This is a genomic window from Bacteroides sp. AF20-13LB (assembly GCF_003603065.1).
Classification (GTDB): domain Bacteria; phylum Bacteroidota; class Bacteroidia; order Bacteroidales; family Bacteroidaceae; genus Bacteroides; species Bacteroides uniformis.
Genome location: NZ_QTMH01000001.1, coordinates 501,666 through 524,942 on the forward strand (window position 1 = coordinate 501,666; position 23,277 = coordinate 524,942).

18 protein-coding genes are annotated in these 23,277 nt (G+C 49.3%); 10 read left to right on the forward strand and 8 right to left on the reverse strand.

What is annotated here, in order from left to right; genetic code table 11:
* Positions 1–163: 163 nt before the first annotated feature.
* The 3 genes from DWX62_RS01895 (at position 164) to DWX62_RS01905 (ending at position 4,937) form a co-directional block, all read left to right on the forward strand.
* Positions 164–2,674 (forward strand): YfhO family protein, encoded by a 2,511-nt coding sequence (locus tag DWX62_RS01895; protein WP_117887706.1) that lies wholly within the window; start codon positions 164–166, stop codon positions 2,672–2,674.
* 695 nt (positions 2,675–3,369) lie between these two features.
* Entirely contained in the window at positions 3,370–3,702 is a 333-nt protein-coding gene (gene rbfA, locus DWX62_RS01900) for a 30S ribosome-binding factor RbfA (protein WP_005834378.1), read from the forward strand.
* Positions 3,702–4,937: an FtsX-like permease family protein gene (locus DWX62_RS01905; protein WP_005830763.1), complete on the forward strand. Its 1,236-nt coding sequence runs from the start codon at positions 3,702–3,704 to the stop codon at positions 4,935–4,937. The genes rbfA and DWX62_RS01905 overlap by 1 nt, the downstream gene beginning before the upstream one ends.
* Positions 4,938–4,946: 9 nt before the next feature.
* Here the strand turns inward: DWX62_RS01905 and DWX62_RS01910 are convergent, their stop codons facing one another.
* The 3 genes from DWX62_RS01910 to aroQ form a co-directional block, all read right to left on the reverse strand.
* Positions 4,947–5,576, reverse strand: coding sequence for a class I SAM-dependent methyltransferase (locus DWX62_RS01910; RefSeq protein ID WP_117589489.1), 630 nt, complete (start codon positions 5,574–5,576; stop codon positions 4,947–4,949).
* Positions 5,577–5,694: 118 nt separating this feature from the next.
* A complete protein-coding gene (gene pyk, locus DWX62_RS01915) occupies positions 5,695–7,152 on the reverse strand; it encodes a pyruvate kinase (protein WP_119993703.1) in 1,458 nt (485 codons plus the stop codon).
* A gap of 20 nt (positions 7,153–7,172) precedes the next feature.
* A complete protein-coding gene (gene aroQ, locus DWX62_RS01920; RefSeq protein WP_005830766.1) occupies positions 7,173–7,592 on the reverse strand; it encodes a type II 3-dehydroquinate dehydratase in 420 nt (139 codons plus the stop codon).
* A gap of 118 nt (positions 7,593–7,710) precedes the next feature.
* Here aroQ and xerD point away from each other — a divergent pair, with 118 nt between their 5' ends.
* The 4 genes from xerD (at position 7,711) to DWX62_RS01940 (ending at position 13,256) form a co-directional block, all read left to right on the forward strand.
* Positions 7,711–8,664, forward strand: coding sequence for a site-specific tyrosine recombinase XerD (xerD, locus tag DWX62_RS01925; RefSeq protein ID WP_009037617.1), 954 nt, complete (start codon positions 7,711–7,713; stop codon positions 8,662–8,664).
* Between the two features lie 136 nt (positions 8,665–8,800).
* Positions 8,801–10,495 carry a tetratricopeptide repeat protein gene (locus DWX62_RS01930; RefSeq protein WP_005830769.1) on the forward strand — a complete coding sequence of 565 codons (1,695 nt, stop codon included), beginning with the start codon at positions 8,801–8,803 and terminating at the stop codon, positions 10,493–10,495.
* Positions 10,496–10,606: 111 nt separating this feature from the next.
* A complete protein-coding gene (locus DWX62_RS01935) occupies positions 10,607–11,680 on the forward strand; it encodes a TlpA disulfide reductase family protein (protein WP_005830772.1) in 1,074 nt (357 codons plus the stop codon).
* A 37-nt stretch (positions 11,681–11,717) separates the two neighbouring features.
* Positions 11,718–13,256 (forward strand): YifB family Mg chelatase-like AAA ATPase, encoded by a 1,539-nt coding sequence (locus tag DWX62_RS01940; RefSeq protein WP_005834366.1) that lies wholly within the window; start codon positions 11,718–11,720, stop codon positions 13,254–13,256.
* 66 nt (positions 13,257–13,322) lie between these two features.
* Here DWX62_RS01940 and DWX62_RS01945 read toward each other — a convergent pair whose 3' ends face one another.
* Positions 13,323–15,383, reverse strand: coding sequence for an acetate--CoA ligase (locus DWX62_RS01945; protein WP_005834364.1), 2,061 nt, complete (start codon positions 15,381–15,383; stop codon positions 13,323–13,325).
* 168 nt (positions 15,384–15,551) lie between these two features.
* Between DWX62_RS01945 and DWX62_RS01950 the strand changes: the two genes are divergently transcribed.
* Entirely contained in the window at positions 15,552–16,484 is a 933-nt protein-coding gene (locus DWX62_RS01950) for an acyltransferase (protein ID WP_009037616.1), read from the forward strand.
* Here DWX62_RS01950 and DWX62_RS01955 read toward each other — a convergent pair.
* The 3 genes from DWX62_RS01955 to DWX62_RS01965 form a co-directional block, all read right to left on the reverse strand.
* Positions 16,471–17,490 (reverse strand): sensor histidine kinase, encoded by a 1,020-nt coding sequence (locus DWX62_RS01955; RefSeq protein WP_120172546.1) that lies wholly within the window; start codon positions 17,488–17,490, stop codon positions 16,471–16,473. The genes DWX62_RS01950 and DWX62_RS01955 overlap by 14 nt on opposite strands.
* A 10-nt stretch (positions 17,491–17,500) precedes the next feature.
* Entirely contained in the window at positions 17,501–18,259 is a 759-nt protein-coding gene (locus DWX62_RS01960; RefSeq protein ID WP_005834358.1) for a LytTR family DNA-binding domain-containing protein, read from the reverse strand.
* A 65-nt stretch (positions 18,260–18,324) separates the two neighbouring features.
* A complete protein-coding gene (locus DWX62_RS01965) occupies positions 18,325–19,233 on the reverse strand; it encodes a DUF6268 family outer membrane beta-barrel protein (RefSeq protein WP_008662515.1) in 909 nt (302 codons plus the stop codon).
* 246 nt (positions 19,234–19,479) lie between these two features.
* Here DWX62_RS01965 and DWX62_RS01975 point away from each other — a divergent pair, with 246 nt between their 5' ends.
* Positions 19,480–19,920, forward strand: coding sequence for a DUF6078 family protein (locus DWX62_RS01975; RefSeq protein ID WP_009037613.1), 441 nt, complete (start codon positions 19,480–19,482; stop codon positions 19,918–19,920).
* Between the two features lie 229 nt (positions 19,921–20,149).
* On the opposite strand, the gene DWX62_RS01980 is transcribed toward DWX62_RS01975, so the two are convergent.
* Positions 20,150–21,001, reverse strand: a complete 852-nt coding sequence (locus tag DWX62_RS01980; protein WP_005834354.1) for a PepSY-like domain-containing protein — start codon at positions 20,999–21,001, stop codon at positions 20,150–20,152.
* A 166-nt stretch (positions 21,002–21,167) separates the two neighbouring features.
* Between DWX62_RS01980 and metG the strand changes: the two genes are divergently transcribed.
* Positions 21,168–23,210 carry a methionine--tRNA ligase gene (gene metG, locus DWX62_RS01985; protein ID WP_009037611.1) on the forward strand — a complete coding sequence of 681 codons (2,043 nt, stop codon included), beginning with the start codon at positions 21,168–21,170 and terminating at the stop codon, positions 23,208–23,210.
* Positions 23,211–23,277: the final 67 nt, after the last annotated feature.

A 23,277-nucleotide genomic window follows, 5' to 3' on the forward strand; every position in this document is an offset into this window, starting at 1 on the left:
GATAACGTGACAATAACAATCTGCATTTATGTATCTTTGCCACAAAAGCGAAGATAGGCTGCACCTCAACAAAACTTTTTCACGCAAGCATGAAAGTTCTGTATTCGGTTTGCACTATCTTTGCCCCACAATTGATTAATTGATAACTCATAACTTATAACTCATGAAGAAGCTTCTTCCCGACCTTATTGCCATCTTGGCATTCGTCCTCCTTTCCTTCGCCTACTTCTTCCCGGCGGATATAGAAAACCGTATTCTCTTTCAGCACGACACGGCTGCAGGAGCAGGGGCAGGACAAGAAGTCAAGGAGTATTACGAACAGACGGGCGAACGCAGCCGTTGGACAAACTCGCTGTTCGGCGGTATGCCCATGTATCAGATAGCCCCTTCGTATGACTCCACCAAGTCACTGCAGTGGGTACAGAAAGCCTACCAACTCTTCCTGCCCGACTATGTGTGCCTCACATTCATGCTGATGCTCGGCTTCTACATCCTGCTGCGCGTCTTCGGCATACCGGTCTGGCTGGCCGGACTGGGCGGTATCATGTGGGCATTCTCGTCCTATTTCTTCATCCTGATATCTGCCGGACACATCTGGAAGTTCATCACCCTTGCCTACGTGCCGCCCACCATAGCAGGCATTGTGCTCGCCTATCGTGGGAAACTGCTGTGGGGAGGCATCCTCACCGCCTTGTTCGTGGCCCTGCAAATCACCTCGAACCACGTGCAGATGTCCTATTACTTCTTCTTCGTCATCCTTTTCTTTGTGGGAGCCTACTTCGAGAAAGCATGGCGTACCAAGACATTGCCCCAGTTCTTCAAGGCAAGTGCCGTACTGATTGTGGCAGCCCTCGTCGGCATAGCCGCCAACGTATCCAACCTCTATCACACCTATGCCTACAGCAAAGAAACCATGCGCGGCAAAAGCGAACTGGTGCAGACCGGCGACGCTGCCAAGCAGACCAGTAGCGGGCTGGACCGCGACTACATCACCCAGTGGAGCTACGGCATCGACGAAACACTGACTCTGCTGGTGCCCAACTTCAAAGGCGGAGCATCTGCCGCCCTCAGCCAGAGTGAAACTGCCATGAGCAAGGCAAACCCGATGTACAGCAGTCTGTACGGCTCACTGACACAATATTTCGGTACCCAGCCCATGACGTCGGGTCCCGTCTACGTCGGAGCATTCGTCTTGTTTCTGTTCGTACTGGGATGCTTCATCGTGAAAGGACCGTTGAAGTGGGCATTGATAGGAGCCACCTTCTTCTCCATCGTCTTGTCCTGGGGCAAGAACTTCATGCCGCTGACGGATTTCTTCATCGATTACGTCCCGTTGTACAACAAGTTCCGCGCCGTGTCCTCCATCCTTGTCATAGCAGAGTTCACGATACCTTTGCTGGCTATCTTTGCCCTGAAACGCCTGCTCGAAGAGCCGGAAATCTTAAAACAGGAAAAGAAGCCCCTCGGCATCAGCCTGCTGCTCACTGCAGGCATCGCCCTGCTGCTTGCCGTTGCCCCGGGCAGCATCGGCTCCGGCTACGTGCCCGCCCAAGAGGCACAGATGCTGCAGAATGCCGTCAACCAGCAGATGATACCCGCCAACGAGCTCTCCGGCATCCTTGCCAACTTGGGAGAGATGCGTGCCGAACTCGTCAGCAGCGACGCCCTGCGTAGCTTCATCATCATAGGCATCGGCTGCAGCCTGCTCTGGCTCTATGCAAGCGGCAAGCTGCGCAGCTCGCTGACCATTGCAGGTATCACCATACTCTGCCTGGCAGATATGTGGGGGGTCAACAAGCGCTATCTGAATGATGCCCAGTTCGTGCCCCACTCCATCCGTACGGAAACCTTCACCAAGACAAATACAGACGAGCTGATACTACAAGATACCAGCTTGGACTATCGTGTATTGAACTTTGCCACCAGCACCTTCGATGACAACAACACCTCCTACTGGCACAAAAGCGTCGGCGGTTATCACCCGGCCAAGCTGCGCCGCTACCAGGAAATGATAGAGCATCACATCTCTCCCGAAATGCAGGCGGCCTACAAGGCCATTGCCACCGCCGGAGGTGAGATGGACAGCGTGGATGCCAATAAGTTCCGCGTACTGAACATGCTAAACACCAAATACTTCATCTTCCCTGCAGGACAGCAAAGACAAACCGTTCCCATCCTCAACCCGCACGCCTACGGCAATGCATGGTTTGTAAACAAGGTGCAGTATGTGAACAACGCCAACGAAGAGATTGACGCCCTGGACAGCATCATACCTACGGAGACAGCCGTAGTGGATGCCCGCTTCAAGGATGTGCTGAAAGGTGCCACGGAAAGTTATAAAGACAGCCTCTCCAGCATCCGCCTGACAAGTTACACACCTAACCGCCTGACGTACGAAACGAACAATGCCCAAGACGGTATTGCCGTATTCTCCGAAATCTATTATCCGGACGGCTGGCACGTAACCATCGACGGACAGCCTGCCGAACTGGCACGCGCCGACTATATCCTGCGCACAATGTATGTTCCTGCCGGACAGCACACCATCGAAATGCGCTTTGACCCCACCAGCCTGCACGTGACGGAAGGCATCGCCTACGGAGCACTGGCGCTGCTGGTGATAGGTATCATCGTGGCAGTGCTGATAGCCAAAAGGAAGTATGTAAAGGCATAAGAACAAATATCATATCATTCCCCCACAAGCACCCGACGCATTCCGCTATTCATACCCTGATACGGAATGCGTCGAGTGCTTATGTCCGTTCCGTTATCCCCTCATGTTTGTTCTGTCATTCCCTTATGTCTGTTCTGTCAACCCCTATATATTGATGAAAAACCACGGCTGTGAAGCATATTCTTCACAGCCGTGGCACGTCTTCTTCACGACTGTGGAAAAGGCGTACCACAGCCGTGCGTACATGATAAACCCAAAGGCTTCTCAAGACAAACCACCGTGCAAAACACAACAGAAGCCTATGTAACACACAACGGAAGCCTATGCAAGAGACAAGAAAGCCCGGTCAGATGCGCAAAAAAACCGTTTCTACCCTCCCGGGTAAAAACGGTTCAAGTCAATAATACATGAAAAAACGCTATTTAGAGAGAGTCTCTTCTATAACGGAATGGTTCTCTTCCTTCTTCACTCATCATCAGCAGTTCTCCGAACTGACATCAAAGTTAGGGAAGCATAACAAGAACAACAAATAGAATCTACGAAAAGGCATATCTCATCGACAGAACGGAAAAGAATGAACCCTACAATAGGGAAAAGAATGAAAAAAAAGCTATAAACAGTCGGCAGAACGATATATTTCAGTAACTTTGCTAACGTGAAAACAGGCTGCACCCCAGCATAAAAAAATGAACAGTATGGAAACTACCAGACAAAATAAAATAGCCCGTCTCCTGCAGAAGGAACTGAGTGATATCTTCTTGTTGCAAACCAAGTCCATGCCCGGCATACTGATTTCCGTCAGTGCCGTACGCATCAGCCCCGACATGAGCGTGGCACGCGCTTATCTCAGTATATTCCCCTCGGAGAAAAGCGAAGAAATAGTCAAGAACATCAACGGAAACATGAAATCCATACGCTTTGAACTGGGTACCCGCGTACGCCACCAACTACGCATTATCCCCGAACTGAAGTTCTTCGTAGACGACTCACTGGACTATCTGGAACGAATTGACGAACTGCTGAAATAATGTCCCTTCCCTTCTTTATAGCCCGCCGCTACCTCTTCTCCAAGAAGAAACACAATGCCATTAATATCATCTCCGGTATTTCGGTGTGTGGAGTGGCATTGGCTACGTTGGCGTTGGTATGCACCTTGTCCGTGTTCAACGGTTTTCAGGACATGGTGGCAGGCTTTTTCACAGCCTTCGACCCGGAACTGAAAATCACCGTCCGCGAAGGTAAGGTTTTCGACCCGCACGAAGCGTGCATCCGGCAAGTACACGCCCTGTCCGAGATTGACGTGTGGACGGAAACACTGGAAGAGAATGCCATGGTGCAGTACAAGGACCGCCAGGCAATGGCCGTCATCAAGGGAGTGGAGGACAATTTCGAACAGCTTACATCCATCGACAGCTTGCTCTATGGGACGGGAAAGTTCCTACTGAGCGACTCGGTGGTGGACTATGGTTTTCTGGGTGTGGAACTTATATCCGAGTTGGGCACCGGCATTCAGTTCGTAGACCCGTTGCAGGTCTATGCCCCCAAACGGAACGTACGGGTAAACATAGCCAACCCCACTGCGGCTTTCAACCGGGAGTATCTCTTCTCGCCCGGCGCCATCTTTGCCGTCAACCAGCAAAAATACGATTCACGCTACATACTGACGTCACTTGACTTTGCCCGCCGTCTGTTCAATTATGACACGGAAGTCTCTGCCATCGAGATGAAACTGAAACCCGGTTCCAACATCGGCTCCGTACAAAAGAAAATAGCAGGCATTCTCGGCGACCGATTCATTGTACAGAACCGCTACGAGCAGCAGGCCGATGTTTTCCGCATCATGGAAATAGAGAAACTCATCTCTTATCTCTTCCTCACCTTCATTCTGGGTATCGCATGCTTCAATGTCATCGGTTCGCTGTCCATGCTGATACTGGACAAACGGGAGGATGTGGAGACACTGCGCAACCTGGGTGCCGACGACCGCCTCATAGCGCGCATCTTCTTGTTCGAAGGCAGGATGATTTCTGTATTCGGCGCCCTCTCCGGCATCGTTTTAGGATTGTTGCTGTGCTTTCTGCAGCAACGTTTCGGGTTGATTTCATTGGGGGGAGGCAATGGAAGTTTTGTAGTGGACGCTTATCCGGTAAGTGTACATGCCACGGATATTATTCTGGTATTCTTAACGGTCATCACTGTAGGCTTCTTGTCCGTATGGTATCCGGTGAGATACCTCAGCAAGCGGCTGCTGAGAAAAAGATAAAAAAAACAGTTACTTCTTACGGATAATCGTCAATCCGTCACGCAGGGGGAGAATGACTTTCTCCACACGCGCATCCCACGCCACCAAATCATTGAAGGCTTTGATACTGATTGTCTGCAGGTCTGTGCGATGGGGTTGTTCTTCCAGCACATGGCCATCCCACAAGGTATTGTCGGCAATGATATATCCACCGCCGGAAAGGCGGGCGAGCACCATTTCATAATACTCTATGTATTTACGCTTATCTCCGTCAATAAAGGCAAGGTCGAAAGTGAGGTCCAGTTGCGGTACCCGCTCCAAGGCATCGCCAATGTAGAACCTGATTTTATCCGCGTAATCGGAATTCTCCAGCCACGGACGGGTGAAGTCCTCCTGCTCGTCGTTGATTTCAAACGTATGCAGCATCCCGCCCTCCGGCAGTCCTTCTGCTATGCAAAGTGCGGAATATCCGCTATAAGTCCCTATCTCCAGCACCTGCCGGGGACGAATCATCCGGACAAACATCTTGAGCATACGCCCCTGCAAATGTCCGGAAGCCATGCGGGGATATAGCAACTTGACATGCGTGTCGCGATAGAGCGCTTTCAGATAATCGCCCTCATCATCAATGTGCTGCAAAATGTATTCGTCAATCGTCACTTTGTTAATGGATTATAGGTTAGGGATAAGGGATTAGGGATTAGGGGTTAGTTCTGCGCACAATTATTAATTAATCATTAACCGCTAATCCCTAACCCCTTATCCTTAATCCCTTATCCTACAAATATCTGTTACTGTTGGGCAACACACTATCTTCAGCATGTTTCAGGGCATCTTCCACCACGTTGATTTCGAGGAAAGAAGTGCGCGTACCGGCTTTACCGCTACTCAGGTAGCCCACCATGTCCGTAGGACATAAACGGCCTTCCTTCAACAAGCGACGCAAGGCTGCAAAGTAATATTCCTGCCCGTTGGCAAGTTCGGGCATATAGATAGCTTCCACACCGTAGGAAAGGGCAAGGTGCCGCATGGTCTTTTCCTTGTAGCAGATGGCCAACACCGGATATTTGCCACGGAAAGCGGCAAGGTTACGGGCAGTACGGCCGCTGTAACTGTCGGTGATGATTGCACGGATTTTCAGTTTGGTGGTAGCCTTTACCGCTTGTTTGGCCAGGAACGCAGTCACGTCGTTGCTGTTCTCGTCCAGCGGAATACGGATATCGTTGTCAGACAGCTTGTCTTTCTCCGCTTGGGCGGCAATCTTGGTCATCGTCTTCACCGCTTCTACCGGATACTTTCCATAGGCGGTTTCACCGCTCAACATCAAGGCATCCGTACGATAATAGATGGCATTGGCAATGTCCGTTACCTCCGCACGGGTGGGACGCGGATTGGAAATCATGGTATGAAGCATCTGTGTGGCAACAATCACCGGCTTCTTGGCAAGAATACACTTGCGGATGAGCACACGCTGGATGCCCGGAATACGTTCCTGCGGAACTTCAATACCGAGGTCACCGCGAGCTATCATCACACCGTCGGCTACTTCCAGGATTTCATCGATATTATCAACGCCTTCCTGGTTCTCAATCTTAGCAACAATACGGATATCGCTGTTATGAGCGTCAAGAATCGCCTTGATGTCGAGTATATCCTGCTTATTGCGCACAAAGGAGTGGGCAATGAAGTCTATGTTCTTCTCAATGGCATAAAGGATATTGGTGCGGTCCTTCTCCGTCAGAGAAGGCAGATTGATGCGGACGCCGGGAACGTTGACGCTCTTGCGGCTGCCCAGAGTAGCCTCATTCTGTACTTCGCAGAGCAGGTAGTCGGGGGTCTTCTCTACAACAACCAACTCCAAGTCACCGTCATCAATAAGGATATGGCCGTCCACATTCAAGTCTTTGACGAAATGGGGATAGGATACCGAGATACATTCACGGGTAGTCTCCTGCTCCGGGTTGCCTACCACCTTCACGCGGTCGCCCGCCTTGAAAGGAATGGGCTCAGCCAGAACCGTCGTGCGGACCTCCGGTCCTTTCGTATCCATCAGGATAGCGATGCGGTTGGAAACCGTACGCACATTGTTTATCAACTTCTCGGCACCTTCACGGCCAAGATGTGCAGTATTCATACGTACAACATTCATACCTGCATCGAACAACTGCTTTATAAAATCAACATCACAGCGCTGGTCAGAAATCGTTGCGACAATCTTCGTTTGCTTCAATAACATAATCTATATACCTATTTTATTTAATAATCTTTTAACGCCTCCATGGCCAGACGGTAGGAGTTCAGCCCGAAACCGAGAATGACACCTTTACAAGCGCAGGAAATCATGGACACATGACGAAAAGCCTCGCGGGCATGTACATTAGAGATATGCACCTCAACCACCGGAGAAGTGACCGAACGGATAGCATCCTGCAGAGCGATGGACGTATGGGTGTAAGCACCCGCATTCAAAATGATGCCGTCCACATCAAAACCTACCTGCTGAATCTTGTCTATCAGCTCTCCCTCAATGTTGGACTGGAAATAGTCAATCTGTACATCCGCATATTTCTTACGGAGTTCGGCAAGGTAGTCTTCAAAAGTAACGCTACCGTAAATGGAAGGTTCACGTTTGCCCAAGAGATTTATATTGGGGCCGTTAATAATCTGTATCCTCATAACACAATTTTTTATACCTTTGCGGTGCAAAGATAGTGCAAACCGAAAGCAGATGCAAATTTATTTGCAATTTGCTGAAATGCAGCCTATTTTCGCGAAGCAAAGGTAGAAAAAAGAAATGAAATCAGAAGAAAAATCCACGAATAAGGAGAAACAAACGCTGATAATCAGAAAGTACCACCAGTATCTGAAACTGGAAAAAGCACTCTCACCCAATACAGTGGATGCTTACCAAACAGACTTACAGAAGCTGCTGCACTTTCTGGAAGGAGAGGGTATCGCTATCCTTGACACTACCCTGGATGACTTGCAGCATTTTGCCTCCGGACTGCACGACATCGGCATCCATCCCCGCTCGCAGGCACGCATCTTGTCGGGCATCAAGTCATTTTTCCATTTCCTCGTCATAGCCGACTACCTGGAGGGAGACCCCAGCGAACTGTTGGAGGGTCCCAAAATCGGATTCAAGCTTCCAGAAGTACTGACGGTGGAAGAGATAGACCGCATCATCTCCGCCATTGACCTGGGCACAAATGAGGGGCAACGCAACCGGGCCATCCTCGAGACTCTATACAGTTGCGGTCTACGGGTATCGGAACTGTGCAATCTGAAAATCTCCGACTTGTATTTCGACGAAGGCTTCATCAAGGTAGAAGGTAAGGGCAGCAAACAGCGCCTTGTACCCATATCGTCCCGTGCCATCAAGGAGATAAGGAACTGGTTCGTGGACCGCAATGGAGGCTGGAAAATCAAGAAGGACTTCGAAGACTATGTATTCCTGGCACGCTGGGGCAAAAATATCTCGCGCATCATGGTATTCCATCTCATTAAGGAACTGGCAGAGAAGGCCGGCATCACCAAAAACATCAGTCCGCACACCTTCCGCCATTCCTTTGCCACCCACCTGCTTGAAGGAGGAGCCAACCTGCGCGCCATACAAAGTATGCTGGGCCACGAATCTATCGCTACAACAGAAATTTACACACATATTGACCGGCACAGATTGCGCAGTGAAATCATAGAACATCATCCCCGCAATATAAAGTACCGCAAAGAGCGAGAAATTCATTAAATTATGATAAAATTGCTGCACGAGTTAACAAACTGTAATAGGATTTAATATCTTTGCGTTGTTATGTCCATGCCTAAACAGCACACTAACATGGAATAGACAAATTTCAATTACAAACAATTAATTTATACCTAAAATGACTAAGAAATTGTATCTGCCGTTTTTAATGGCAATGATTGTTGCATTAATGACATCGTGCAGCAAAAAGATGGGTGAATTGTCATCAGATTATTTCACCGTAACTCCTCAAGTTCTAGAGGCTGTAGGTGGTAAAGTTCCCGCTACAATCAACGGAAAATTCCCCGAAAAGTACTTCAACAAGAAGGCTGTGGTAGAAGTGACCCCTGTGCTGAAATGGAATGGCGGCGAAGCTAAAGGCCAATCGGCTGTGTTCCAGGGCGAAAAAGTAGAAGGTAACGACCAGACTATCTCTTACAAGATGGGCGGCAGCTACACTATGAAGACATCTTTCGACTATGTACCGGAAATGGCCAAATCCGAACTGTATCTGGAATTCAAGGCTACAGTAGGCAAAAAGACTGTCACTATCCCTGCTGTAAAAGTAGCTGATGGTGTAATCTCCACTTCTGAGATGCTGGAACAAACATTGGGCAGCGCTAACCCCGCCAATGGTGACGACGCTTTCCAACGTATCATCAAAGAAAAGCATGACGCCAACATCATGTTCTTGATTCAACAAGCCAACGTACGCGCCAGCGAATTGAAGACTGCCAAAGAATTCGGCAAAGAAGTGAAAAACATAGACGAAGCTGAAAACAAGAAAATCAGCAACATCGAAATCTCCGCATACGCTTCTCCCGATGGTGGTGTAGGCTTGAATACTACACTGGCTGAGAACCGCCAGGACAACACGGCTAAAATCATCAACAGAGATTTGAAGAAAGCAAAAATCAATGCAGCAGTAGACACCAAGTATACGGCTCAGGACTGGGAAGGCTTCCAGGAACTGGTATCCAAATCAAACATCCAAGATAAAGAATTGATTCTTCGCGTTCTTTCCATGTATCAGGATCCTGAACAAAGAGAACAAGAAATCAAGAACATCTCTTCTGTTTATAAGACTTTGGCTGACGAAATCCTGCCGCAACTGCGTCGTTCACGCCTGACTTTGAACTACGAAATCATCGGTAAGTCTGACGAAGAAATCGCAAACCTCGCCGACAGCGATGCCAAGCAGCTGAACATCGAAGAATTACTGTATGCCACCACCTTGACTAAAGATGCTGCCAAGCAAGAAGCCATCTTCACAAAAGCTACTCAAATCTACCCGAACGATTTCCGTGCTTACAACAACTTAGGTAAACTGGCTTATCAGGCTGGTGATCTTAACAAGGCTGAAAGCTACTTCAAGAAAGCTCTCTCCATCAAGGATGCTCCTGAAGCAAACATGAATCTCGGTCTGATTGCCTTGACCAAGGGCGACAGAACAGCAGCAGAAAGCTATCTGAGCAAGGCTTCCGGTTCTAAGGAACTGAACGAGGCATTGGGTAATCTGTATGTTGCTCAAGGACAGTACGACAAGGCTGTCAGCTCATTTGGCGACACTAAGACTAACAGCGCTGCTTTGGCACAAATCCTGGCTAAGGACTACAACAAGGCTAAGAACACACTGGCTGCTATCGAAAGACCAGACGCTTATACTGACTACCTGATGGCTGTACTTGGCGCAAGAACCAACAATACATCTATGGTAACCAGCAGTCTGAAGAATGCCATTGCAAAAGAACCGGCTTTGGCAAAGAAGGCTGCTTCTGACCTGGAATTCGCCAAATACTTCACTAACACTGACTTTATGAATATCATCAAATAATAAAGGTTAGATTGAAAAGAACGTGCCCGGCATAGAAATATGTCGGGCATTTCTTTTTATTCACACCAAAAAGAAGTATTTTCGCGACGAAGTATCAGAAAAAGAACCGGAATGAAGAAAATCTATCTTGCATACCTTCTGCTTATTATATTGTCTGCCTGCGGCAGCAAAAATACAAATTCAGTCTACCTAAATGGTGAAATCAAAGGGCTGGGGAATGATACCCTTTATATATATGGTACGGACAAGTTCTATAACCGTATGGACACTCTGCTTGTCAAGGATGACAAGTTCTCTGCAACCCTCACCACCGACACGCTTGTCTCTACATGGCTGCAATTCAGTGACGGCACAGAATATCCGCTTTACCTGAACAAAGGAGACAAAATAAAGATAAAAGGCTCCGCCGCCGAGCTTACTTCACTGGAAATCACGGGGAATGCCCCCAATGAAGAACTGACAGCTTTTCAGAAAGAGTTGAAAGGTTTGAGTACTCCCTCGGAGAAAGCATTGGAAGAAAAAGCAGAAGCCTTCATCAACAGCCATCCTTCTTCGCTGGTAAGTATCTATCTGCTGGAGAAATATTTCGTGCAAAAACCGCAACCGGACTTCTCCTTAATCAAAGAAATGACAGAACACATGACCGGAGGCTTGAAAGACCGTCCGTATGTGGACGAACTGCTTGACCTTATCCAAGAAGAAGAGAAGGTATCCGTTGGGAAAACCATCCCTTACGTCAACCTGCCCAATGCCAAAGGCACACAAATCAGCCGTACTAGCTTTAAGGACAAATATCTGTTGATACATTTTTGGGCATCTTGGGACCCGCAAAGCATGGAAGCCAACGCTGCCCTGCGCCGGATTTACAAGAAAGAAGAAAAGAACAAGCTATTCGCACTCTGGGGCATTTCCTTGGATATCGACAGAAAGGAATGGGAAGAAGCAATCAAAAGAGATACCCTGAAGTGGGAACAGAGTTGTGATTTCTCCGGATGGAACACAGCGCCCATCAAACAGCTCGCCATACAAGCATTGCCTGCCAATCTGTTCCTTAGCCCTTCCGGAAAAATTGAAGGGAAGAATATGAGTGAGGAAGACATCAAAAAGAAACTGGAGGAGATAGAGCAAAAGGAAAAAGAGAAGAAAGAGAGTGAAAAGAAACTCAAAAAACAAAACCGACGGTAGCCTATCCTGCCATCACTAACCCCTAATCACTAAAAACGTGCTCATAAAAGTTTTTGGAGCGGCTGTTCAAGGTATTGACGCAACCCTCATCACCATTGAAGTCAACAGTTCCAGAGGCTGTATGTTCTATTTAGTCGGTTTGCCGGACTCTGCGGTCAAAGAAAGCCATCAACGTATCATATCTGCTTTGCAGGTCAACGGCTACCGGATGCCGACCAGCAATATTGTCATCAACATGGCTCCGGCTGACATCCGCAAGGAAGGTGCAGCTTACGATTTACCTTTAGCCATCGGCATACTTGCCGCCAGCGAAGTTATCCAGTCCGATAAGCTGGAACGCTATCTGCTGATGGGTGAACTAAGCCTTGACGGCAGCCTGCAACCTATCAAAGGAGCACTCCCCATTGCCATCAAGGCCAGAGAACTGGGGTTTGAGGGTATGATTGTACCGCAACAGAATGCCCACGAAGCGGCAGTAGTAAACAATCTGAAAGTGTACGGAGCGGGAAACATCAAGGAAGTTATAGAATTCTTTAATGGCACGCAGGAATTAACCCCTACGTTAGTCAACACCCGCGAGGAATTCTATTCCCAGCAGAGCAACTTTGATTTCGACTTTGCAGAAGTAAAAGGACAGGAAAATGTGAAACGAGCCTTGGAGGTAGCTGCTTCGGGCAGCCACAACATACTTCTCATCGGTTCGCCGGGCAGCGGTAAGTCCATGCTTGCCAAGCGTCTGCCATCTATACTTCCTCCCCTCTCTTTGGGAGAGAGTCTGGAAACGACCAAGATTCATTCTGTTGCCGGAAAGTTGGGCAAAGACGGTGGGCTCATCTCGAAACGCCCGTTCCGCGACCCTCACCACACCATTTCTACGGTAGCAATGACCGGTGGAGGAAGTTTCCCCCAACCCGGTGAAATCAGTCTGGCACATAACGGCATTTTATATCTTGATGAACTGCCAGAGTACAGCCGCAACGTATTGGAGGTTCTTCGCCAACCGCTGGAAGATAGGAAGATTACCGTGTCACGCATCCGATGCAATGTAGAGTACCCGGCAAGTTTTATGCTGGTAGCCTCTATGAATCCGTGTCCATGCGGGTATTATACGCATCCCACCAAGGCTTGTGTATGCAGTCCCGGACAAGTACAAAAGTACCTGAACCGCATATCCGGACCTTTGCTCGACCGTATCGACCTGCAAATTGAAGTCACCCCACTCCCCTTTGAAGAGATGGCAGATTCTCGCCCCGGCGAATCGAGCGCCACCATACGCGAGCGTGTGATACGTGCCCGACAAATTCAAGAAGCAAGGTATGCAGACATTCCCGGCATATATTGTAATGCCCAGATGAACAGTAAACTGCTTGCTCGCCACGCCCGTCCGGATGACAAAGGACTTGCCATGCTCAAAACTGCCATGAACCGCCTAAACCTTTCGGCCCGCGCCTACGACCGTATATTGAAAGTATCACGCACCATCGCCGACCTGGAAGGCTGCGAATTGATACAGCCGGCACACTTGGCGGAAGCTATCGGATATAGAAATCTGGATAGGGAGGGCTGGGCAGGATGAAAAAGGGATTAGCGGTGAGCGATTAACAGTCAGCCCCTTTAATCCCTAATCCCTAATCTCTAACCCTTATTTTTCTATCCGAATGCGCGCATCCACCGCTATCACCTGCTTTTCAGTCGCCAACAATGGATTGATATCCATCTCCTTGATTTCCGTTGCAAAGCGCAGCAAGGTGGAAAGCCGTACAATAATTTCGGCAAATTTATCTTCATTCACTCCCTTCTGCCCACGCGTACCTTTGATAATCTTATAGGCACGCAACGAGTGAATCATGGAGTAAGCCTCCTCGTAGGACAACGGTGCAAGACCGGAAGATATATCCTTCAGCACCTCCACAAAAATACCGCCCAGACCGCAGAGTACCACATGTCCGAACTTCTCTTCATATTTGGCACCGATAAACAATTCCGTCCCTTTCAACATCGGCTGCACCATGATAGCACTAGCTTCGGGAATCTGCATCATACGGTCGAATTCCAATGCCAAATGCTGTTCACTCTTGATATTGAGCACAACACCGCCCACATCCGACTTATGCACCGGCCCCACCACCTTTGCCACCACCGGGAACCCCGTGCGACGCGCAAAGGCAAGCACTTCTTCCTTGTTGTCCGAAACAAACTCCTCCACAATAGGAATACCTGCAGAGCGGAGCAATGCCTGCACATAGTGCGGGGCGATATAACCGTCCGCAGGAATGGAATCTATAATCCGGCGGATACGGGGAACATCCACTCCAAAGAGCTCGATTTCATTATTGGCAGGCCGCGGGGCATTCATTATCCGCGAAAGTGCCGTACCCAAAGTCACTTCATCGGCAAAGTTCACATGGCCTTTTGCCAGAAAAGCAGCAACCTCGGCTCCTGCCGTATTGATGGAAGGAAGAATCGGAAAAATCGGCTTCTTGCAATGCAGCATCTTCTCGTGCAGCACATCATACATTTCAAACATGGTCACCAGCCCCGGAGTGCCGAAAATAGCCATTACAGCATCAATATTGTCAAACTTCTCCTCACAATACTCCAGACAGAGGCGCAGATGTTCCGGCGTACCCGTAGCCAGAATATCAATGGGATTCCCCACAGCCGCACCGGGGAAAAGCTTACCCTTAAGTTCCTCCGCCACCGGTCCTTCCAGTTTCGGAACATTCAGTCCACCCTTACTCAATGCATCGGTCAGCATCACTCCCGGACCGCCGGCATGGGTAATGATGGCGAAGTTTTTCCCTTTCAGTTCCGGCAGTGTGAAGATACAACCTACGGTCGTCAACTCCTCGCGCGAATAGCAACGCACAATACCCGCCTTACGGAACAAGGCCTCTACCGCCGAATCGCTACTGGCAATGGCCCCCGTATGCGAACTCGCCGCCCGGCTGCCGCTTTCGCTACTGCCCGCCTTGATGGCCGCAATCTTGCAGCCCTTCTTGATGAGCGAGGATGCATGAAACAGCAGACGGTCGGGGTCACCGATACTCTCTATATAAAGAAGTTTTATTCTGGAATCCGCTTCCGGATTGAAGTGTTCGTCCATGTATTGCAACACATCCTCCACGCCGATTTGCTTGGCATTGCCCACAGACCATACAGAGTTGAATTGCAATCCCTTGGTCACGGCGCTCTCCAATATGAACACCGCTGTGGCACCGGAGCTGGAAATCAGGTCTACCCCTTGCGGATGCAGTTGCGGGATGGGCTGGCTGAATACACTGTGATGCCACGAGTTCATAAAACCGATACAGTTGGGGCCTATCAGAGAGGCTCCATACCGGTTCACCGTTTCCAGTATGCGATCTTCCAGCACAGCACCCTCATGGGTCTCCTCACCAAAACCGGCAGAAAGGATAATGAACGCCTTCACCTGCTTCTCCGCAGCAAGCATCTCCACCGCATCGGGACAAAGCGCGGCAGGTATGGCAAGGATGGCAAGGTCCGTATCGGGAATGTCCTTCACATCCGCAAAGGCAGCAACACCCTGCACTTCAGTCTCTTTCGGATTCACGGCACGAAGCTCACCGGTATATCCGCCGCTAAGCAGATTTTTCAGGATAGCCCCTCCGGGTTTGTGTACATTGTTGGATGCCCCCACTACCACAATACTGGCCGGGTGAAGTAATTGGCTTGTTATCATAGTCTGTTTTACATTAAGTTAATGATTCATGCACAAATATACATTTTCCATACATAAAAGCAATCGGTAAAAGAGAAAATAAGCTTAATCCCTTTGCAAAATATAAATAAGTTTACGGAAGTATATATATTTGTGCCATCAATAACAATACGCAGAAAACTACCCTATATGGAAAGCCGTGTCAAAGAGATAGATTATCTGAAATGCATCTTCATCACCTTGATGATTATCTTCCACCTTGTATATATAGGCGACAAGTATCCGTATGCGAAACAAATCGTCTATACGTTCCACATGTCCGCTTTCCTGATTATTTCGGGCTATCTGGCCAATAACCGGAAGGATGCCCGAAGCTTTCTCCGCAAGTTTCTATGGATTTTCATTCCGTATGCCTGCATGGAGGCGGCCTATACGGTGATGTCGCATTTCCTGCCCGTACGCGAAAGTGTAGATGCCATTACTCCTACCGTATTGCTCGACAAGGTATTCCTCCATCCGATGGGGCCTTACTGGTATCTGCATACACTGATTCTGTGCAGCCTCATCTATTATATCACATTCCGCTATGTAAGGCTGTCGGTTGTCTCCCGGCTGGTTGTGACCGGTGTCTGCCTGTTTGCCCTTTCCCATTGGGGAGGATTGATGAACTTCTCCAATGCCCTCTATTTCCTTATCGGCATGACAGTGAGCCAAAGCGGGCTTCGTTTTACACAAGTCTTTCGCGCCACAACCTTCGCCATTGTTCCATTCGTAATACTATGCTGTTTTCCCGCCAATCTGGATAGGGGTACTCTGGCAGGAGTCGCCATCACCTGGCTTTCCATCAGCCTGCTGTTGGCAGCCTACGGCTATCTGCCGGCACAAGCCAAACGGCTTGCCTTCTTTATAGGGCGCAATACGCTGGTCATACTCCTTTTCTCACCCATTTTCACCATTCTGTCCAAGGCGTTTCTGCCCGTGTTCGCCTTCGACCCTACGGGGATGCTGTTCCTTGTCACTGCCACCGCCTTCACTCTTAGCGGCTGCATGGGTATGGCGTGGGCTATGGACAAGATACACGTTTCCAGATTCTTCTTCGGGAAGAGTACTATATTGTGTTGAGGCGGTTCACGTCTCCGCCCACAAAGGGAAGTTTCACCACAAACTCCTTTTCGTCCTTAAGAATCTCCACCAGCGTGCCGTATAGGGCATACTGCCGTTGCAGGTTCTTCAATCCCGCTCCGTTACTGGTCACATAATTACGCAACTGAAGATTGTTGCGCACCGTAATCCCTTCGTTTCCTATGGATATATGGACTATCAGCGGCGACTTCTTTGTACTGATATTATGCTTCAAGGCATTCTCCACAAGCATCTGTATGCTGGCAGGAATGACGAGACAATGATGATTCCGCAAATCATCTTCTATCTCCACATGCAGCGCATCGCCAAAGCGGATATGCTCCAGGTATAAATACGACTCTACGAACGACAGTTCTTCCTGCACGGTCACCGTAGCTCTGCCATGCGTAGTGAGCAGATAACGGTACACCGTAGACAGCTTCTTGGCAAACCGGTTCGTCTTTTCGGTATCCTGATAAGCAAGGGAGGCAAGGACATTCAGACTATTGAATAAGAAATGGGGATTAATCTGTTTTTTCAGCACCTCGAACTGATACAGCGCCTTCTCCTTCTCGATGACAGCCATCTGCTTCTCCATCTCCGAACGTTGCAGGCTATAGAAGAATATCTCTATCTGCAGAACGATAATCCAGTTCCACGGCACTACCGGCAGGGAGTTTCTCAGGATATGCCAGAAATTTCCATGCCCGCCCATCAGCAGGAAGTTCAAGATGTACGTCAACAGAACAGCCAGTGCAGTGGTCAACACGATATCCACCAGAATCCTCACCGCATTGTTGCGCTGTTTCAGTCTTTTATATATCAAGTTGATAACCCCAAAGTCGATGAACCCCAGCCCTATGCACAAAGGAAGATTCAGAAAGAACTGCACCATGATATTCGCATACCACGGCTTACCGCTGATGACGTTATAAACGCACCCTATGACAAGCAACGAGACGGAAACCGTCAGTATAAAAAGGAATATGTATCTCTTATGCCTCATAACTTATAACTCATACCACTCCGTCCACCCATTTCAAGAAATCGGCCACGCGACTGCGGCTCACCAATACCTCGTGCGGGCACTCCGGCTCGAAGTAAAGCTTCAAGCGACTGCCGAAGTACCTGGAACTCTTCCGGATGGACCTAATGTTGGATATGCAGCTCCTTGAAACCCTAAAGAAAACATCCCTATCCAGCATTCCCTCCAACTGGTCCAGCGAGTAGCTGATGATATACCGTTTCCCGGAGAAGAGGTGCAGATAAGTCAGCTTGTCCTCACTATAAAAGAAAGCGACATCCGGAGTTTCTACGTAGCGGAAGGTATCGCCTACCTGCACCAGAAAACGGTTCTTCTTGTTGGCTGCCAAGTAGCCGAGTTCCAGTTGCCGATATTCGGGAGCCGCAGAACGGAGGGCACTGTTGCGCTCGAACTTGCACAAGGCTGCTTCTAGGTCGCTTTCTTCAATGGGTTTCAACAGATAGTCGATACTGTTTACCTTGAAAGCCTTGATGGCATATTCGTCGTAGGCGGTGGTGAAGATAACGGGCAAATCGACGGGACACTGCTCGAATATCTCAAAGCTCAACCCGTCGGACAAGCGGATATCTACAATCATCAAGTCCAGGCTGCCCTGACGCAAGAGCAGTACAGCCTGCTCCACGCTCTCTGCCCAGCCCGCCAACTGCCAGGAAGGGCGCAGCCGTTGCATCATACGCTTCAGCTCTTCGTAGGCGAAGCGCTCATCTTCTACTAATAAATACTTTACCATAAAACGTGTCTGTTATTGCGACAAAGATACTATTTTACCTCTTGTCTCTACTAAAATGGCATTTGTCATTTCAGCGTATACCTGAATCCCACCGTCAGGCGCAGAGTCGGTCTGAAGCAAGGCTCGTCCTCATCGTTCTTGAAGTTATTGAGAAAACCTTTCAAACTACGGTCCGACATACTTATTCCGCGTATCCAGTTACCGCCCACTCCCAGATAAACAGCCGTCTTCCTACTCAACCGGTACGAAGGACTGATGTATGACCTCAGCATGACGGTAGAATAGATTTTCGATTTCCCGTCGACTTCCATCACGGCAGACATGCCGTCCATATCGAGGGCGGTCAGTTCCAGCTTCAGCTTCTTGTTCAGCCAGGTGGCGACGGACACTTTCATGCCGCTGGACATATCCACTTTCAGCTCATACCTGCCGGCATTCCTCCAACTGAAGTACATCATGGGCAGTATCATCGGGATACCGTAAGAGTTCGTCAACCCCGCACCGATGCCCAAGTTGAGGTTCTTCCGCAGTTTATAGACAAAGATGATTGCTCCATTAGCCAGTAGGGTCTTCATGGAAACCCCGTCCAACGGGGCATAGACACCGCTGCCCACAGAGGCTATGATACTCCACTTGTCGGACAGGGGACGGATGTGGGAGATATTCAGACTGGCATTCAGCAGATTGTCCGGATTCAACTCCCGCGCCTGCCCCTTATTATGGAATACGCCATAGGCAGCATTGACGGTTGCCGACCACGCCACCAGCCTGCCCTTGTCGTCATGCCTGACGGAAAGCGGCAGGTTATACCTTCCCGATACCATCATCAGGCTGCCCGAACCATACTCGTTGCCGAGGTCATCCTTCAACGAACTTTCGGGCAGATAGTCGTAACTGATATAGCCTTGCCCCCGGCAGCAGAACGGCCACGCCGCAAGCCACAACACCAATAGAATCACAGAGTTTGTCTTCATGGGAATATGCAAATGTTTTCTGCAAATATAGTCCTGCGGCAAGTAAGCGGGAAGCATTTACGGACGGGGTGCGGAATGGGGAAGACGAAATGCGGAAACCGGAAGGCGGAATGATTCCATGTTTTACGTTACGCATTTCACGTTACGTAAAATACATAATATTTTCGGGATAAAACAAATATCAGGTGAAGCACCCATCAATCTCCAAACTAATTGTACCTTTGCGGAACTTTAAACAAAAAAATGATGAAAGAAGAAACTTTCGATTATTCCAAAGTTCCCCATAACTTCGGCTTATGCGCTACTGACACATGCCCTTATACTGACACCTGCCTGCGCCGGATTGCATATACGTATGCACCCTCAAACAACATCTTCCTATATGTACTGAATCCGAAAGCAATAGAGTCCACAGCGGGAAAATGCAAGTATTATTGCTCGAATAAGAAAGTGCGCTATGCCAAAGGCTTTATCCATACGGCAGAAGCCATCTCTGTCGGCCAGTCCGGCACGTTCCGCTACCGGCTCATCGGCTTATGGGGTATCCGAAGATATTATCAGAAGCGGAAAGGGGAAACTTTGCTCTCACCAACCGAGCAGCAACAAGTCATTGCAATTGCCCGTAACTTAGGACTCCAACGGACGGAGTACTTCGACGCTTATGTAGAAGAGTACGACTTCACATGACAGCTCCGGTCACCTCACATGATAACTCCGGTTACCCCAAACGGTAACTTCATTTACACTACGAGGTAAAAGGCTTTACACTATGGTGTAACGACCGTTACAATATGGAGTAACGGCCGTTACACCCTATGGTAAACGGCTTTACATTAGATGGTATGTCTTTTCCTGATTTAGCTAAACAAGCGGTAAATACAATACGCTGATTTAAAGGGAAGTATTCAGTATAAGATTATGGCAGTATTTCACCTTCCGCTGTCACCTTTACGTAGATTTCCCTTTCCCCTTGCTCCATCTCTACCAAAAAGTAACTGCCATCGGGAGTCTCAATAAAGTCGGCATCATCAATGACATAACCGGGATGGGCAGCCGTAACGGCGTTCTTCACTACATCCTCCAGATGTCTCTTACTGATATCCCAGATAGTATAGGCCCATGCACCCTCAGCGGTGAACATCACATCCTTGCTGATACTTCCGTGCACGATTTCGACTTCCGTCATACCGTTCTTTTCTTTTTCAATATCCACAATGCGGGCATTGGGATATTTCTCTGCTATAAAATCTTTGATGGCAGCGGAAATATCAGAAGGGAGATAATCTTCGGGAGAACCGCCGTTGTGCGCATCGGCCACTTCCTTCACCAGAATGCCGTCCTCCGAATAATAGAGGTCCATTTCCTGATTACCTTTCTCCACTTCGATGATGTAGACAACAGCCATTTCCTTACGTTCCAGCTTGTCTACATCTTCCACCTTCCATACATTATAATAGGTACTACTCTCGTAAGAGCTTCTCACCGGAGCGGGAAGGTCTGCATAACGGAGGTCGGTTTCGGTCATCTGCCATACACCGTCTTTGGTGAACCAGGCCTCCTTTTCGAAATTGTCCTCATGGAAATCAGCCACATAATATGCACCTTTTGTTTCCCATTCTATACGCTGGGCATTGGGATGCTCCTTGGCCAACGCATTACTCAGTTCCGCGGGCACGGAGATTCCGTCGTTGTCGTCATCATCACAGCTTTGCAAGGCAAAGGCAAACACGCCTAACGCCAATAATAAGAAGTACTTTTCCAGTTTCATAGTCATTTCGTTTTTTTACATTATCAATACCAAGTTTGTTCATTTTGTATGGCAAAGATGAAGCCTAAATCTGGAAAGAATCTGGAAGAATACTCATATTTTGCAGAAAACAGCTATCTTTGTGCCACTAAAAGCGTTCATAACAAAAGAGATACATAATAACACAATGGAAAAGAAATTCAAACGTACCACCGTGACCTCGGCATTGCCGTATGCCAACGGCCCGGTTCATATCGGACACCTGGCAGGCGTTTATGTTCCTGCCGACATCTACGTCCGCTACCTGCGACTGAAAAAGGAAGATGTAATCTTCATCGGCGGCTCCGACGAACACGGAGTGCCCATCACCATCCGCGCCAAGAAGGAAGGCATCACCCCGCAAGACGTGGTGGACCGCTATCATACGCTTATAAAGAAGTCTTTCGAAGAGTTCGGCGTCTCCTTCGACGTGTACAGCCGTACTACCTCAAAGACGCATCACGACACGGCTTCCGACTTCTTCCGCAAGCTGTACGATAAGGGAGAATTCATCGAAAAGACCAGCATGCAGTATTACGACGAAGAAGCCAAGACCTTCCTTGCCGACCGCTACATCACCGGCGAGTGCCCCCACTGCCATGCCGAAGGCGCTTACGGCGACCAATGCGAGAAGTGCGGCACCAGCCTCAGCCCCACGGACCTGATTAATCCGAAGAGTGCCATCAGCGGCAGCCAGCCCGTGATGCGTGAGACGAAGCACTGGTATCTGCCGCTGGACAAACACGAGGAATGGCTTCGCCAATGGATTCTGGAAGACCATAAGGAGTGGCGTCCCAATGTTTATGGCCAATGCAAGAGCTGGCTCGACATGGGCTTGCAGCCGCGTGCCGTGAGCCGCGACCTGGATTGGGGTATTCCCGTTCCCGTAGAGGGTGCCGAGGGCAAAGTGCTCTATGTATGGTTCGACGCCCCTATCGGCTACATCAGCAACACCAAAGAGTTGCTGCCCGACACATGGGAGAAATGGTGGAAAGACCCCGAAACGCGTCTGGTACACTTCATCGGAAAAGACAATATCGTGTTCCACTGCATCGTGTTCCCCGCCATGCTGAAGGCAGAGGGTAGCTACATCCTGCCGGACAACGTGCCGAGCAACGAGTTCCTGAACCTGGAGGGCGACAAGATTTCCACTTCACGCAACTGGGCGGTATGGCTGCACGAGTATCTCGTTGACTTCCCCGGCAAGCAGGATGTGCTGCGCTACGTGCTGACCGCCAACGCACCGGAGACAAAAGACAACGACTTCACCTGGAAGGACTTCCAGGCACGTAATAACAACGAGCTGGTTGCCGTTTATGGCAACTTCGTGAACCGCGCCCTGCAACTCACCAAGAAGTACTTCGACAGCGTAGTGCCCGCCGCAGGCGAACTGAACGACTACGACCGCGAGACGCTGAAAGAATTTGCCGACGTCAAGGCAGAAGTGGAGAAGTTGCTGGATGTATTCAAATTCCGCGACGCACAGAAGGAAGCGATGAACCTTGCCCGCATCGGAAACAAATACCTGGCAGACACCGAGCCGTGGAAGCTTGCCAAGACAGACATGGAGCGCGTAGCCACCATTCTCCACATCTCGTTGCAGTTGGTCGCCAACCTTGCCATTGCTTTCGAACCGTTCCTGCCCTTCAGCAGCGAGAAGCTTCGCAAGATGCTGAACATGGACAGCTTTGACTGGGCAGAGCTGGGACACACCGACCTGTTGCCTGCCGGACATCAGCTGGGCACCCCCGAACTGCTGTTCGAAAAGATAGAAGACGACGTCATCCAGGCACAAGTAGACAAGCTGCTTGCCACCAAGAAGGCAAACGAAGCCGCCACCTACAAGGCAAACCCCATCAAGCCGACCATCGCCTTCGAAGACTTTGAAAAGCTGGATATCCGCGTAGGTACAGTGCTTGAATGCGAGGCAGTGCCCAAGATGAAGAAGCTGCTGAAGTTCAAGATTGCCGACGGGCTGGAAAACCGCACCATCGTCAGCGGCATTGCCCAGCACTACAAACCGGAAGAACTGGTAGGCAAGCAAGTGCTGTTCATCGCCAACCTCGCTCCACGCCAATTCAAGAACGGGCTGGTAAGTGAGGGAATGATTCTCTCTGCCGAGAATTATGACGGCTCGCTGGCGGTGACTTCACTGCTGAAAGAGGTGAAGCCGGGCAGCGAGGTGAAATAAAACAGTAACAAGGTAACGAGTTAACAAGGCTACAAGGAGGAAGGAAAAGCCTCGTGGCCTTGTTAAC